The following is a 14,126-nucleotide window of genomic DNA, read 5'->3' as shown; positions in this document are numbered from 1 at the left end:
ATACTGAGAAAGCACTTTTTTGACATGAGTAAACCAAAAATGGCAGATGCCGATGACGGCCTCTTTAAACCCGGCTGTAAGCTAAGGCATATTAAGACAGGCGGCTTCTATAAGGTGGTTTTACTTGCCAACGTTGAAGCCAACCTAGAGCCAGCGTATGTGTATGAATCGCTTCAGTCGCACGACTTTTGGATTAGACCAAAAGCAGAAATGGAAGATGGTCGATTTGAATTAGTTCATTCTTAAGATAAACATAGAGGAATTGAAATGACTGAAGATCGCATCACTAACCTTGAAATCAAACTCAGCTTTACCGAAGACTTGATTGATCAGCTCAATCAAACTATCTATAAGCAGCAACAACAGATTGAATTTCTCTATCGTGAGCTGAAATCGATTAAAGAGCAAGCTAGTAGCGGGGATGGGGCAAGCAATAGTAGCCCAAAAGATGAAATTCCACCTCACTATTAAAGCCCTGATAAGATTTAGCATTAATGATGCAGATAATTTAAAAAAGGATATTCGTCATGGGTAACTTAGTACCGTTTTTAGTCCAGTGGGGCTTAACTTCTTTATCTCTCTGGGTGGCTAGCTATCTATTTAGCGGCTTACGCTTTGCAGATGGTGGCTCGCTACTGATCGCCGCCCTATTACTTGGGTTTGCTAATGCCGTAGTAAAGCCTTTATTAATTCTCTTTACTCTCCCACTCACTGTTCTCACCATGGGCTTGTTTCTGCTTGTAGTGAATGCCTTAGTGCTGATGTTGGTCTCTGCAGTGGTTAGCGGCTTTACGATCTCCAGCTTCTGGACCGCATTCTTTGCCAGTATTTTTATTTCTTTATTCAGCCTCTTTGTCAGCGGAATACTGTTTTAAGGCTTACTCCGCCCCAGGGTAGATATCCGACCAGGGGTGGAGTGCATCACGGCAGGGATGGCCTTTTGAAGTCATTGATCTAGCATTCTCAGCCAGAAGAGTTGCACCACCCGTCAATATTCCCAAACCAATCGAGACGGCACTATTAACTACTCCAGCTTGGTTAATACCTGTTTGAGGATTTGTCAGAGTGCCGCCCATTTTTACTAATCCCGCCAAATCCAAGCCAGTAGTCAAACCTGATTTTTCTCGTGGATCAATCGTCAAGTTAACTGCTTCGGTTTTCAGATTAATAGATCCGGCCAAAACTACATCCAATCTATCGGATTCAGCGCCAACTGTATTGGCGATATTGATCTGGCCATTATTAATTGGCAGATAGGCAACCGCACACTCTAAAACGGTTTCGCTACTCTTTTTGCGCATCGGGTTCATAGAGTCCAAAAGCGTGACCACGAAGTCGCCTGCATCATTTAAAACGTTAGTTCCCATTTGAGCCTGATTAATACTCAACTGAATTTTTCCATTTGAGCTAGCCGCCATTTGATGCAGACTACTTCCTGATGTCTTTATATCAAATGCCATTTTCATCGCACCCCCGCTAACCTTGGAGCTTGGATCGAGTCTGGCCAACAAATTCTCAAGTGTGAAATCCTTTGTCACACCTTTGGCTGAGAGCGCGGGATTTTCTGTATCGAGCCCCGAGAGCTTGATCTGTAAATCGGCAACCCCCTTGCCCATCTGAAACGTCAGCTTTGGGATATCAATAACGCTGCCATTCAATTGCAAAGTGGCCTGAAGGTTTTCGATAGGCTTACGTTTTGGCAGGCCTAACTCAGCAATATTGATCACTACCTGCCCTTTGGCCTGGGGTAGCACATCAAATGGAATACTCTCACTACTAAACAAGTACTTAGCTCGTGGTTTCGGAGCTTGATGCAATGCCGAAACTGACTTGATGCCATTTGAGGCCTGAGCTTGCTGACCGGGCATCGCACCGAGCTTAGGCCAGTCAAATGCCGCTGAGCTCAATGCCAAATTGATTGTAGGTATATTTTTAGGGGACTTACTTACCTCGCCTTTGATCACCATTGACTTGCCACTCATACCGAGGGTCAGGTCTAGCGGAAATTGCACCGATGCAACATCCCATTGCTTTACCAATCGAGAAAGAGAGCCCGTCTTTCCGCTAAGCTCAAGAATCTGCCCTTGAGCTTGCATATTGAGGGAGACGGCTGTTTTATCGCCACTCTCCACCAATGACAAGCGCTGAATTTGATAACTTGAGATTGCGCCAGAGGGATTTTGAAACCGAATCTGAGCATCCACAAGGGAAACACTCTCCATGGAGATTAAGTTGTCACTTGCCGAAGTGCCATCTACAACGCTATTGCCCTTGGTGGGATCAACAGTGGCACTGGATGTCGGCGTTCTCATATCCCAATTTGTCTTACCAGATGCATTTCTTTGGAGAAGCAGCTCCAGACCAGCAAGCTTGACATCACCGACCTCAATGCGTTGACTGATTAGGGGTAGAGTTTTAATATCTAAATTAATACGCTTTAGGGTGAGCATGTCAGGATTGGATCCCCAAGGCGCATTACTCAGACTCAAGCGCTCCGCTGATACGGAAATCCTCGGGAAAAAACTTAAGCTTACTGGCCCAGAGATTGTTAACTCTCTGCCAGTGGCCGCCTTGACCGAAGTGGAGAGTAATTTAGTTAACTGCACCGGATCAACTGTTGAAGCTGCGTACCACGCCCCTAAACCAAGTAGGGCAATAACAGCACTAAGGGTGCCGATGATGATCTTGACTGTTTTACTCATTGTCAGCTGATTCTAAATTACCACCCTAGCAGTGGACTAAAATTGCCACTTACATTACTTTTACTAGCGCGCAACCATGAACACCATAGCCAATCTTCCAAAATGTCCTGCCTGCCAGGAAGATATGACCTACCCTGACGGCGAGAATTTTGTGTGTGCTCAATGTGGTCATGAGTGGCCCATGACAGCTATAGCTGAAGAGGATGAGGGCTCCTTAATAGTAAAAGACGCTAATGGCAACCTACTGGCTGATGGCGACACCGTCACTCTAATTAAAGATCTGAAGGTCAAAGGATCCTCGACAACCCTTAAGGTGGGAACCAAGATTAAGGGTATCCGCCTAGTTTCAGGGGATCATGAGGTAGATTGCAAGACAGAAGCTGGCAATATGTTGCTCAAGGCCTGCTTTTTGAAGAAGGCGTAATTCTCAACAAAAGACCATCAGATCCAAATATGCGCTCCGATGGTCTAGAACTCTTAAGCAGCGCTCGCTTTTTTTAGGACTGCATAGAGCTGGTCTTTCAGTAAAAGCTTTTCTTTTTTCAAAACCTCAATTTCTTCTGGGGTGCTGGGCTCGGAATGGGCCTCCATTCTTTGAATCTTCTGATCCAGATTATTATGCTTATCAAATAAATGAGAAAAGTGACGATCGGATATTTTCAACTGGGTAATTAACTCGCGATATTCAGGGAACATAGATTCTCTTTAGGTTGAGGTTATTCATAACTACTCCGCTCCAGTGTAGCAAGTTAGAGCTTAAATTCAAGCGCCTTACACTTCTTCAGGATGACTAAAAGACAATTGGCTATTCACCCTTGATATTGCAAGGTATATCCCCATATAGGTATCAGCAAAAGTTGATAAAACTGAAGTAAGATCAACTGGTGCATTAAGCACATTAACTACCAATAGGAAGGGTAATAGACCATGGCTACAAAGAAGTCTCCAGCAAAAAAGAAAGTAGCTACTAAGGTGGTAAAAAAAGCCCCTGCAAAGAAAGCCGTTAAAAAAGTTGCCGCTAAGAAAGTGGTAGCCAAAAAGGCGGTTAAAAAGGTAGTGAAAAAAACAGTAACTAAAAAGCCGGTCGCTAAAAAAGCGATTGCCAAAAAACCAGCAGCTAAGAAGGCGGTTAAAAAGGTAGTGGCTAAGAAGCCGGCAGCCAAAAAACCTACTCCAAAGAAGGCTGCTAAAAAAGCTTCTAAGGCAGCTGCGCCAAAGCAACTAAAAGTCGATCAGTACGGCCTTGAGGAAGATGATGAGTTTTACGGCCTGTACTTTGCCAAATCAACCGATAAAGGTTTGGTTGAAGTAAAACCCTGCACCTTCTCACTGATGTACTGGTGGAAAGGTTTGCTTGGCTACCCTGACATGATCGAAATCTCCAAAGATAGCAATACATCAATGTTGCAATTTGAGTCTACCTTTGGTGGCGGCGATTCTGGTGAAACAGAATTGACAGAAAAAGATGTGTTCGATGTTGACCACATTATTGAAGTCGACGAACAAGAGCAGTTAGTCTCCCTCTACTCTTACGTTCCTATTCCTGTACCAGAAAAGCTGATTGGCGCATTGGGTCTTTCTATCTTGAATATCAACCCAGAAACCCGCTACGGCAGCCTAGAAATCTGCTCCACAGATAACGAAGAAGGTGAAAATGAGCACTTCTTACGCTATCGTGCGGCTACCTACTTGCGTGGCGTGAAATCTGGCAAGGTTGAGGCTATTGAAAGCATGGTCACCAATGGTTCAGAGTTCTTTGGGCTGGCTTTAGATGCAATGTGCGTCAACAAATCAATTAAGAAATGGCTGCTTAGCTAAGCAGCTTTAACTTAGTAGGTGTTGCACACAAAAATGTAGGTCATAGGAAAGCGGTCGTTCACTGTTTTACGAGTTTCAACAATCGTGGCGCTTCGCTTTCCTAGTTTTTTACACTCCTCTGCTGCGGCTGCTTGAGCCTCAGTATCTTTAGCGGATTTTGGGGCATGCACCCCAACCGTTCCATCAGACTGTCGATATACCCCAAACTCACTTGGCGCCGTTGAGCAAGCCAGCATAGTCATTGAGACGGCAAGCACTAAAGCACTCGAGATGATTTTCATAGGGGAATCCAGATCTTTTGATGAATGCAATCATTCTAGCCACCTTTGAGAGCCAGCAGCCTTAGAAACAAATTGCAGACGAGCAGAGACCCTGCTGTTTTTATAGAATTCGTTTTTTAAATAGGTATTTGATTTGTAGCAGCTCACTTCTGATTTTCAGATGTCGCTGATGCGACCTGGCTACTACTTTTGAAGATATTTCTAAGAAGCGTACTGACAGTCTCCACAACTGCGGTAAAACTCTAGTCTGTACGCTCCTTATGCTGAAAGCCGGCTTTCAGCGAGTTACTAATGTAAAGGAAAACCCTCTAAAAGTCAAGGGTTTTCCCTAATATATTTCACTTATATCCAACTCGGTCAAGCAATCGTTGCGCAGCAATTTGGTTCTTACCAATTGCTGCAATTGAAATATTTTCAGCCTTGAATGGTCCCAACATTTTGAGCCCCTCATTTTCAATCTTGACTGACTTGACTGCGGGCCACTCGTTGTTGCCGTTAGCAAAATATTCTTGCGCAGAATCACTGGCTAGGTATTCCAGAAACTGAATAGCAGCTCGTAAATGTGGCGCATTCTTGGCAACCCCACCACCCGCAATATTGATATGTGTGCCAGTTGTCTGTTGGTTCGGCCAAACAAATCCAATCTTAGAAACGATGGCCTGGTCTTCTGGCTTAGTTGAACGCAAGAGTCTGACTAAATAATAGGAATTTGTGAGAGCCACTCCGCATTCACCTGAGGCAACTGCTTTGATTTGATCTGTATCGCCGCCTCTTGGAGGGCGAGCCATATTTCCCACCATTCCCTTGGCCCACTCTTCAGTAGCAGCCTCGCCACGACGCTCAATCATGGCGCCAATCAATGACAGCATATAAGGATGAGCGCCTGAACGCGTGCATACCTTACCCTTGTTCATTGGCTCCGCTAATTTCTCATAAGTGTCTACGTCTACGGGATTCACTTTTGCTTTGTTGTAGACCACGAGGCGAGCTCTGGTTGAAAAACCAAACCAAGTTGATCCCTCTGGGTCGGGCTTAGATCGCAAATTTGCCGGGATCCGACTCTCCAAATACTTGGAATGAATTGGCTTAAAGAAACCATCAATTTGCGCGCGCCACAATCGAGCTGCATCCACCATCAAAATCACATCTGCCGGACTATTAGCACCTTCGCTTTTGAGTCTCTCGGCCAGAGCATTGTCATCAGCCTCAATGCGATTGATCTTGATACCTGTTTTTTTGGTGAAGTCACTATAGAGCGCTTCATCAGTCTGGTAGTGACGGGCTGAGTAGAGATTTAACTCTTTAGCCTCCTGAGCATGCAACTGCAGTGGCAGCGCCAAAACGCTACTGAGTAGCAGTGTACAAAAGCCTAGGTATTTTCGTATTGATTGATTTGCCATTGCAGTAATGATGATCAGAATTAGAATAAATCTAATTTATCACAAATACGAATGATTATCAATTAAGGTTTGGAGATTACCCTAGAAAGCAGCAGTACTGGAAAAAGCCCAACCAAAACAATGGTTAGTGACGGGAGCGCTAGTTCAGCAAGGCGCTCATCGGCAGCTAGTTGATAAGTTGCCACAGCCAAGGTGTCAAAGTTAAATGGTCGCAACAAGAGAGTGGCTGGCAACTCTTTCATGATATCCACAAAGACAAAGAGGCCCGCAGTGATGAGGCTACGCTTTAGCAGTGGGACATGAACCCGCTTCAGAATCTGCACCCTAGAGAGCCCAAGGAGCGCTGCCGAGGCATCCATGGAGGGCGTGATGCGCGCAAGACCAGCCTCTACGCTTTGTAAGCTAGAGGAAAGGAAGCGGACCAAATAAGCGTAGACCAGCACCAACATGCTGGCAGACATCCACCAAGCAAGATGAAAGATTTCTAAAAAGGAGAGGATCCCAATTGCTAAGACTGCACCAGGTAGTGCATAACCAAAACTCAACAATCGATTAACCCAGCTAAAACGTGAATTAATTCTGACGGAGTAGGCAAAGAGTATGGCGAGCGCAACGGAGATTACCGCCGTCAGAATGGAGACAGATAAAGAATTACTCAACCAATCTAGATACCGAATGTCGATAGTGAGGCCTTGCTTAATCAGTAGCTGTAATAGCGCAAATGCGGGCAGTAAAAATCCGCATAATAGTGTGGCACTACAAAATGTAAAAGCAAAGAGAGCATTCTTACCTTGCAGAATCTTGGCAAGCGGCCTGCCCCGTGAGGCAGTAGCAAAACGCAATTTAGAGCGGCTGCTTTGCTCAATAAAAAAGATTAATAAGACAAAACTCAAAAGTCCCAGAGAAAGCTGGACTGCCGCCACACGATCGCCGAATGAAAGCCAAGCCTTAAAGATACCCGTTGCAAAAGTCTGCACGCCAAAGTAGGAGACCGCACCAAAATCCGCCAAGACCTCCATCAGCGCTAAAGCCATCCCAGCAAAGATGGCTGGCCTTGCCATCGGCAATACCAACTTGATAAATCCTTGAAGCGGGCTATAGCCAAGCGTTTCGGATACTTCGATCAAACGACCGCTACGCTCTAAAAACGCAGTACGAGTAATGAGGTAGACATAAGGAAAGAGGCAGAACGAAAAAGACCAGATAGCTCCACCCAAAGATCGCGGATCAGGAAAGAACCAGAGCGACTCCATTCCCAATAAATCGCGCAAGGTGCTCTGTATCGGACCCGAAAATTGCAGGAGATCCACAAACAGATACGCCATGACATAGGTCGGCACCGCTAAAGGCAAAATTAAAGCCCACTCAAATATTTTCTTACCTGGAAAATCATAGCTAGCAATGATCCAAGCATTGCCTACGCCTAGAATAAATACCCCTACTCCAACACCGAGAATAAGCACTAAGGTCGAGGCAATGTATCCGCCGAGTACAAAATTCCAGAGATGACTCAGGGTGCTGGTGGCTAATTGATCATTCCCAGGAAATAGGAATGGCGTTGCCAAGCCAAATAGAGGTAAAAATAAGAACAGGGCAAGTGGTACGACAATACGATTCATTCAATCGGCAATCCGTTTAGACTCTAGCTATGCATTAAACCATTAGCATTAATGAGAAAATTATAGGGATGAACTCCGCTCACACACTGCTTTCGATTAAACAGCTAGAAATCGACTACCTAAGTCGAGATGGCCAAGGTCGTGTCACTGCAGTTAAAGACTTCAACCTAGATCTAGCTCAAGGCGAGATTGGCTGTCTATTGGGGTCGTCTGGCTGCGGTAAATCGACTATTCTGAGGGGGATTTGCGGGTTTGAGCCCGTTAAAGCCGGAGAAATCCTCTTGCGAGACCAGATTGTGAGCTCTGCTTCCACTCATCTCCCACCAAGCAAAAGAAAAATAGGGATGGTCTTTCAGGACTTCGCCCTCTTTCCGCATCTGAATGTTTTAGAGAACATTGCTTTTGGCTTACAACATCTTCCAAGCACTCAAAGAGCTATAGTAGCCATGGAGTGGCTTAAGAGAGTATCGCTCTCAGATAAGGCTGATGCCTACCCCCATGAGCTCAGTGGTGGCCAACAGCAACGTGTGGCACTAGCCAGAGCTATGGCCCCAGAGCCTGAAATAATCTTGCTGGATGAACCCTTCTCCAGCCTAGACATTGAACTCAGAGAGCGTCTTGCAGGCGAAATGCGAGAAATCCTCAAGGCAAACAACATTACCGCCTTACTGGTAACTCACGATCAGTTTGAGGCATTCGCCATTGCCGATAAGGTGGGTGTAATGACGGATGGCAAAGTCCTGCAGTGGGATACACCTTATGAGCTTTATCACAAGCCAGTTAATCGCTATATCGCAGACTTCATTGGTCGAGGGGTATTCATTAAGGGTGTCGTACAAGCCAATAACAAAGTCAAGATTGAGTTGGGTGAGCTCGATTTGGAAGAAGATCGCAGCAAAGATATTGGAAAAGCAATTGATGTCCTCTTACGTGCCGATGACATTCAGCATGATGACAACAGCGCTATGCAAGCAGAGGTTGTACGCAAGACCTTTAGGGGTGCTGACTTTCTGTATACGCTTAAGCTAGCATCCGGCATTGAGATTTTCGCATTTGTTCCCAGCCACCATGATCACGCGATTGGTGAAAAGATTGGTATACACCTAGTAGCCGATCACGTAGTGACATTTAGCGACTAGGCTACTATCAACCCCGTCGCCAGAAAATGAAGGGGCTCTCCGAGCATAGACAAATTAGCCTCAGCCGGTCGTGATCCTAGGTAAGCTATCAAGCACGTAACAACAATCAACAGCACGCCAGCAAATAAAATCCAAGTTCGGGCATCTTTTCTCAAAACGATCTCCTTAAATAATTCCTCAGTGCATACTTATGCCTATGAAATCAATCCACTGGACACAACACTGGCACCATATTAGCGCCTCACTGCGCCTTTTTATTATTAGCATCGCCGGATTGATTGGATTTTTTCTACTTTCAGAATCAATGCCCATCACGGTTCGTCTAGCAATTTCATGGATTATTGCAGGCGGCCTCTATCTATTGCTTACTTATTTCATGATGTATTTCTCAAACCAAGAAAATATCATAGGGCTCTCCAAAAAAGAAGATGATGGCGCTGCCCTCATATTGCTCATCACCGTATTTGCATCTATTGCGAGTTTAGTAGCGATTGTCATGATTCTGGCGGGAGTAAACGCAGCGCCATCAGGAATCGCACACTATCGAATTACGCTCGTACTAGCAACCTATGCAACTTCCTGGTTTTTAATTCACACATCCTTCTCTCTTCATTATGCGTATGTCTACTACCAAGAGTATGCAAAATCTCAAGAGGCGCCATTGGTTTTTATGGCCACATTAAAGCCAGTCTATATAGACTTTCTTTACTTCTCGATGGTTATTGGAATGACCTGCCAAACTGCCGATGTCAATATTGCTAGTTCCAGGATGCGTTACTTAGTCATGGTTCAAGGTCTTACTGCATTTCTTTTTAATGCCACCCTGCTTGCCATGACAATCAATATGATTTCAGGATTAGTAGTACTGAATTAAGCCTCAAGCTCACAAAGCGACCATTCTTCATCAGATTTGAAAACCCCCTTACTTTTACCGTCAGCGGAAGATGGTGATTTCAGATAAATTATGTGTTTGCCTCAATAAACCCTTTTCTGAAAATTAACCTGATTGCCTAATATTAAGTTAGGGAGTCTCAGCGGCAAAAAGAGCAAGCTTCCAACTACTCAGGCAAGGTTCTACTGATAGTCAATATAGCCAGTCAGTCCGGATATTAAAAAACTGCTTTAATCAATTAAGAGTATTCATACATGAATGTTGGAATCCCCCTCTCAGAAGTAATTCGAAAGCGCATCAAAGCTAAAAAAGCGCGCTTTCATGCAAACGATAATATTTCCGCTTTTATTCAGCCAGGGGAGCTCGATATCTTAGTAAACGAAGTCTCTGAAAAAATGCAGGCAGTTTTAGAGAGCCTCGTAATCGATACACAAAGCGACCACAATACTAAAAACACGAGTAAGCGTGTCGCAAAAATGTTTGTTAATGAAGTATTTAATGGTCGTTATGTAGAACAGCCCTCATTAACAAAATTTCCCAATGTGAGCCACCTCAATGAGCTGATGATTATTGGTCCTATTACGGTGAGAAGCGCTTGCTCCCACCATTTATGCCCCATTATGGGAAGGGTATGGATTGGGATACTCCCGGATAAAAATTCAGCCCTGATTGGACTCTCCAAGTACTCTCGACTAACGGAATGGGTCATGTGCCGCCCGCAAATTCAGGAAGAGGCAGTTGTAGAATTGGCCGATATGATTGAAAAAAAGGTAAGGCCTACGGGGGTTGCGATTGTGATGGATGCGGATCATTTCTGCATGCAGTGGAGAGGCGTTAAAGATCCAGACTCAAAGATGATTAACAGCGTGATGAGAGGATCCTTCTTGAAGAACTCTAATTTACGTCGAGAATTTTTATCTCTCATTAATCGTAATTAATTCAAGCACTAGAAAGCATCTAATGTCATTAAGAGCCTGCGTAGAATTGAAGGATCTTCAACTACATACTCAAATTGGAACTTATGCTCCAGGAGCATGCATTCCGGATCGACACCTTTTAGACATCACACTATGGGTTGATCCAAGCCTTGTATTGATTGCAGTGGATGCGATGAATTATGTATTTGATTACGACCCGCTGGTAATCGAAATTGATCGGCTATCAGAAGACGGTCATTACGAAACTCAAGAGAGATTGCTTACGAGAATTGTTGAAGCGTGCGCCCTTCATCCTGAAATTGAATTGCTTGAGCTTTACCTCAGAAAAACTCCAGTACGGGAGAATTCAGGCACCTTAGGCATCAGACTTTACGTCGATGCGAGCACCCTCACTGAAATGAGAAAACCATTAACTCCGTCAGCCTAGATTTGCTCATCAAGCACATCCACTAGATGGTCGTACTTGAGAAAATTTTCACGATGCCTTCTATAAAATAAAAGGCCCTCATCCAGGCTTGCTACTGAAGCGCCCTGCTCTCGCATTTTGTCCCAGAGATTCCAATCTTCTTGAGGATGGATCCCATCGACATATCTCATTTTGTAGCCGACTTTCTGACCCAGCGATGTTCGGTACATCATGGAGCCATGATGCTTTCCTGCGCGATCCCAATAGAGATCGCCCTGATGGGGCCTAGTCTCACCTGGGACGCGATCATGAATCTCTTCTTTTAACTCGCCCGTCACAACAATGTCATAGGTAACGATATCAGCACTAGCCCCAGATAAAAGCTCAATCGCGTCCGATCTGAGCCAATTATCAGCTCCGATAAAAAGGACATACTCAGTGTCAACCCTCATCAAGAGATCGTGAAAATTATCGACAGTGCCTAAATTATGAGGCCTGAGAATATATTCGATATCAGGGTATAAACCAGGCAGGTGGCTACAGTCATGCGCCCCATCATCAACAAATAGAATTCTTGTAGGTGCAAGAGTTTGAGAAAGTAATGACTCAATGCAATGGGCTGCAAGATGTCCGTACTTATAAGAGGCAATAACGACAGTAATCATATTGCTGAGCATTAGAACATGAATAAAATGATCTTGCTTTAACCATATTAATAGCCTTAAACGCCCTACAATAGCCCCATGTTGATACAAATCACAAACCTTCTCCTACAAGTATTGATCAGCGTTCTTGCCGGAGCGTGCCTCCTGAGGTGCTATTTGCAGTGGCTCGCATTTAATCTTGGCACAGGTCAAAGCAGAACAATTGGCGCCTATATTCTTCCGATCAGCAATTGGATTGTGTTGCCATTACGCAGACTGATTCCAAGCATTGGTCGCTTTGATGTCGCAAGCTTTCTAGCTGCTTACATACTAGTTACCGGAAAGGTGGCAATACTTATTCTGCTATCTGGAGCTTCTTTATCGACGGTGTCGTGGCTCATAGCGGCTTTTATGGACCTGCTCGACCTCATTCTTTCAGGATTTGTTGGCTTAGTTTTTGCCAGCATTATTCTCTCGTGGGTAGGCGCTGGATCTCAGATCCAGTATTTAGTCTCACTTCTAGTTGACCCCCTACTCTCGCCAATCAGAAAGGCAATACCTAATTTTGGCGCATTAGATTTATCGCCCCTAGTATTGCTACTCATTTTGCAAGTACTTCAGATTGTGGTCAACAACCTGAAGTAGGTGTAGTAGCTACACATATTATCCTGGTCTAGAGATGAAAGCCCTCCTCTAGATTCTGACAAATAAGGATCAGGGAAGACAGGAATGCTATATGTCCAGCTAGCTCTGCCAAGGAGTTTTTATTTGAATGAGCTTTTTTATGCTTTTTCCACATAAACCGCGGACGCGTTGACGCTCAGCTTTAAGCCAACCAAGAGCAAATAACAAGGTAGGATCATTCTGCGCTAGCCCCTCAATTCGATTAATGGCGACGCAAATATCATTAAATAATCCAAAAAAATCCAGCGTGGTTGTAAGGGCCTTAAAAAACTTGGGGCATGTTTTCTTAATGCAATAGTCTCTAAAAAATTCTAGGGAATAGCGTAAAAACTTCATTTTTTTCCGCATCGAATGAATCTCTTCGTCCTGCAAGTCTGAGAATTTAAAGGCTCGATTCGATATAAAACGAAATCCGTCATCAAGAAATTGGGAAACTATTTTTTTAAGAATTGCTGCGTCATCTTTAACATTCGCATCATCTGTGGGACCACCAATAAAGGAGGCTTGAGTAAGCCCAATAGACATGAGCTCTACCAAGAGCAACTGAAACTCTTTGCCCCTCGTTATGTGTGAAGGGTCTGGCAATTCTGCATTATTACTGAGCTTAATCTCTGAACTGCCGAGCGATAACAGTCTTGGGTTTAAAACAATTTCAATGTAATCATTGTCGCGATACTCACCAAGCATACTAAACGTACTTTTAAATACCCCAACCCCTTGCTCACTCATGAAAATATCATACCTCGCCAAATATTTAAATAGGACCTTTAGGCGACGCAGACCCACCCTCAGTTGATGAAGATATTCAGAGTAATTATTACACTCAGCATTAAGCACGCTTTGATTGGCCAATATTTGCTGCAGAGAAGAGTGGATGAGACGACCAATCATTTCATGGCGATCCCCCGCCTTCTTCAGTGAAATGAAATTGGCCCTTGCTGGGGGGCCGAACTCCAATCCGCTAGCCAGCAAAAAACCGCGTTCAGATTTACTACGGGAATCGATGTAAGCCCCGTGGATCTTAATCAGATTAAGTGCATGATGAAGAACATCTCGAGGGTCGCCCTCCTTTAACTCTATTTCTAACTCCTGAATTGGGATTGAGGCCATCCCATTGGGTAATAAGGAGTGGATTGACCCTAAGTCCAAGGCATATTCAAGCATTCCCTGGCGCGTCTTTACTGCTGTTTTTCTTCGCCAAATATCAGTTTGGTAGCGAATTTGCAGATCATCAGTTTTTAATTTTGGAAACCGTTTTGTTAATAACTTTCCAGGGTTGTGTTGATCATGGAGATCAAGGCACCAATTGGGCATGGCATCCCCAGTAAAATCCAATACAACATTGTGCTCAAGCCTTTTCAAGGGATTATCCGTGGAAACTTTGAGCGTTTGGATCCACTGGCGCCCCTCCTTCCGTAAACGAAAAGCAAAGCCCGCCTGAGTCAGTAAAAAATCTGGCGTGTCTATGTATGCAGACTGTAAATGCTGGCGGCGAAGCCCGCCCCGAGCAATGATCCATTTTTCAATTGACTCAAGCCTACCGAACGGAAAGCGTAGCTTGATTTCAAATTCACTACCGTTTGCAGGCATTATTTCTAATGAG

General features: G+C 44.4%; 18 protein-coding genes. 10 read left to right on the top strand and 8 right to left on the bottom strand.

Translation table 11 applies throughout. The annotated features are described in order from the left end of the window. Positions 1–24: 24 nt before the first annotated feature. The 3 genes from ICN42_RS05830 to ICN42_RS05820 are packed head-to-tail and all read left to right on the top strand — an operon-like array spanning position 25 to position 875. Complete coding sequence (locus tag ICN42_RS05830; RefSeq protein ID WP_216252149.1) at positions 25–246, top strand: hypothetical protein; 222 nt, start codon at positions 25–27, stop codon at positions 244–246. Positions 247–267: 21 nt separating this feature from the next. Next, entirely contained in the window at positions 268–471 is a 204-nt protein-coding gene (locus tag ICN42_RS05825; RefSeq protein WP_216252146.1) for a SlyX family protein, read from the top strand. A gap of 56 nt (positions 472–527) precedes the next feature. Continuing rightward, the gene (locus ICN42_RS05820) at positions 528–875 is read left to right on the top strand and encodes a phage holin family protein (protein WP_216252144.1); all 348 of its coding nucleotides are present in this window, start codon (positions 528–530) and stop codon (positions 873–875) included. Between the two features lie 3 nt (positions 876–878). On the opposite strand, the gene ICN42_RS05815 is transcribed toward ICN42_RS05820, so the two are convergent. Together ICN42_RS05815 and ICN42_RS11915 are read right to left on the bottom strand one after the other, a co-directional pair. Next, positions 879–2,702, bottom strand: a complete 1,824-nt coding sequence (locus ICN42_RS05815) for an AsmA family protein (protein WP_216252143.1) — start codon at positions 2,700–2,702, stop codon at positions 879–881. Between the two features lie 49 nt (positions 2,703–2,751). Beyond that, entirely contained in the window at positions 2,752–2,874 is a 123-nt protein-coding gene (locus tag ICN42_RS11915) for a hypothetical protein (RefSeq protein ID WP_255539319.1), read from the bottom strand. Between ICN42_RS11915 and ICN42_RS05810 the strand changes: the two genes are divergently transcribed. Further along, positions 2,827–3,126: a zinc ribbon domain-containing protein YjdM gene (locus ICN42_RS05810; protein ID WP_255539254.1), complete on the top strand. Its 300-nt coding sequence runs from the start codon at positions 2,827–2,829 to the stop codon at positions 3,124–3,126. The genes ICN42_RS11915 and ICN42_RS05810 overlap by 48 nt on opposite strands. Positions 3,127–3,179: 53 nt before the next feature. Here ICN42_RS05810 and ICN42_RS05805 read toward each other — a convergent pair whose 3' ends face one another. Beyond that, positions 3,180–3,398, bottom strand: coding sequence for a YdcH family protein (locus ICN42_RS05805; RefSeq protein ID WP_216252141.1), 219 nt, complete (start codon positions 3,396–3,398; stop codon positions 3,180–3,182). A gap of 231 nt (positions 3,399–3,629) precedes the next feature. Between ICN42_RS05805 and ICN42_RS05800 the strand changes: the two genes are divergently transcribed. Then, positions 3,630–4,520 (top strand): hypothetical protein, encoded by an 891-nt coding sequence (locus ICN42_RS05800; protein ID WP_216252139.1) that lies wholly within the window; start codon positions 3,630–3,632, stop codon positions 4,518–4,520. An 11-nt stretch (positions 4,521–4,531) separates the two neighbouring features. On the opposite strand, the gene ICN42_RS05795 is transcribed toward ICN42_RS05800, so the two are convergent. The 3 genes from ICN42_RS05795 to ICN42_RS05785 form a co-directional block, all read right to left on the bottom strand. Beyond that, a complete protein-coding gene (locus ICN42_RS05795; RefSeq protein WP_216252137.1) occupies positions 4,532–4,801 on the bottom strand; it encodes a hypothetical protein in 270 nt (89 codons plus the stop codon). A gap of 338 nt (positions 4,802–5,139) precedes the next feature. Next, complete coding sequence (locus ICN42_RS05790) at positions 5,140–6,201, bottom strand: extracellular solute-binding protein (protein WP_216252135.1); 1,062 nt, start codon at positions 6,199–6,201, stop codon at positions 5,140–5,142. 62 nt (positions 6,202–6,263) lie between these two features. Continuing rightward, positions 6,264–7,820: an iron ABC transporter permease gene (locus ICN42_RS05785; RefSeq protein WP_216252133.1), complete on the bottom strand. Its 1,557-nt coding sequence runs from the start codon at positions 7,818–7,820 to the stop codon at positions 6,264–6,266. A 68-nt stretch (positions 7,821–7,888) separates the two neighbouring features. Between ICN42_RS05785 and ICN42_RS05780 the strand changes: the two genes are divergently transcribed. The 4 genes from ICN42_RS05780 to ICN42_RS05765 all read left to right on the top strand — a co-directional run bounded on the left by ICN42_RS05780 (position 7,889) and on the right by ICN42_RS05765 (position 11,216). Continuing rightward, positions 7,889–8,959: an ABC transporter ATP-binding protein gene (locus ICN42_RS05780; RefSeq protein ID WP_216252131.1), complete on the top strand. Its 1,071-nt coding sequence runs from the start codon at positions 7,889–7,891 to the stop codon at positions 8,957–8,959. Positions 8,960–9,155: 196 nt separating this feature from the next. Next, a complete protein-coding gene (locus ICN42_RS05775; protein WP_216252129.1) occupies positions 9,156–9,833 on the top strand; it encodes a DUF1345 domain-containing protein in 678 nt (225 codons plus the stop codon). 272 nt (positions 9,834–10,105) lie between these two features. Beyond that, the gene (gene folE / locus ICN42_RS05770) at positions 10,106–10,789 is read left to right on the top strand and encodes a GTP cyclohydrolase I (RefSeq protein WP_216252125.1); all 684 of its coding nucleotides are present in this window, start codon (positions 10,106–10,108) and stop codon (positions 10,787–10,789) included. A 22-nt stretch (positions 10,790–10,811) separates the two neighbouring features. Then, complete coding sequence (locus ICN42_RS05765; protein WP_216252123.1) at positions 10,812–11,216, top strand: dihydroneopterin aldolase; 405 nt, start codon at positions 10,812–10,814, stop codon at positions 11,214–11,216. Here the strand turns inward: ICN42_RS05765 and ICN42_RS05760 are convergent. After that, positions 11,213–11,872, bottom strand: coding sequence for a glycosyltransferase (locus ICN42_RS05760; protein WP_216252121.1), 660 nt, complete (start codon positions 11,870–11,872; stop codon positions 11,213–11,215). The two genes, ICN42_RS05765 and ICN42_RS05760, sit on opposite strands and share 4 nt — an antisense overlap. A 66-nt stretch (positions 11,873–11,938) precedes the next feature. Here ICN42_RS05760 and ICN42_RS05755 point away from each other — a divergent pair, with 66 nt between their 5' ends. Beyond that, the gene (locus tag ICN42_RS05755) at positions 11,939–12,484 is read left to right on the top strand and encodes a YggT family protein (protein ID WP_216252119.1); all 546 of its coding nucleotides are present in this window, start codon (positions 11,939–11,941) and stop codon (positions 12,482–12,484) included. Between the two features lie 99 nt (positions 12,485–12,583). Here the strand turns inward: ICN42_RS05755 and ICN42_RS05750 are convergent, their stop codons facing one another. Next, positions 12,584–14,113, bottom strand: a complete 1,530-nt coding sequence (locus ICN42_RS05750) for a CHAD domain-containing protein (RefSeq protein ID WP_216252117.1) — start codon at positions 14,111–14,113, stop codon at positions 12,584–12,586. Positions 14,114–14,126 lie beyond the last annotated feature (13 nt).

It is taken from the genome of Polynucleobacter sp. 71A-WALBACH (genome assembly GCF_018882365.1).
Classification (GTDB): Bacteria; Pseudomonadota; Gammaproteobacteria; order Burkholderiales; family Burkholderiaceae; genus Polynucleobacter.
The sequence above is the reverse complement of the archived record's forward strand: the minus strand, read 5'-3'. Positions and strand labels throughout refer to the sequence as shown.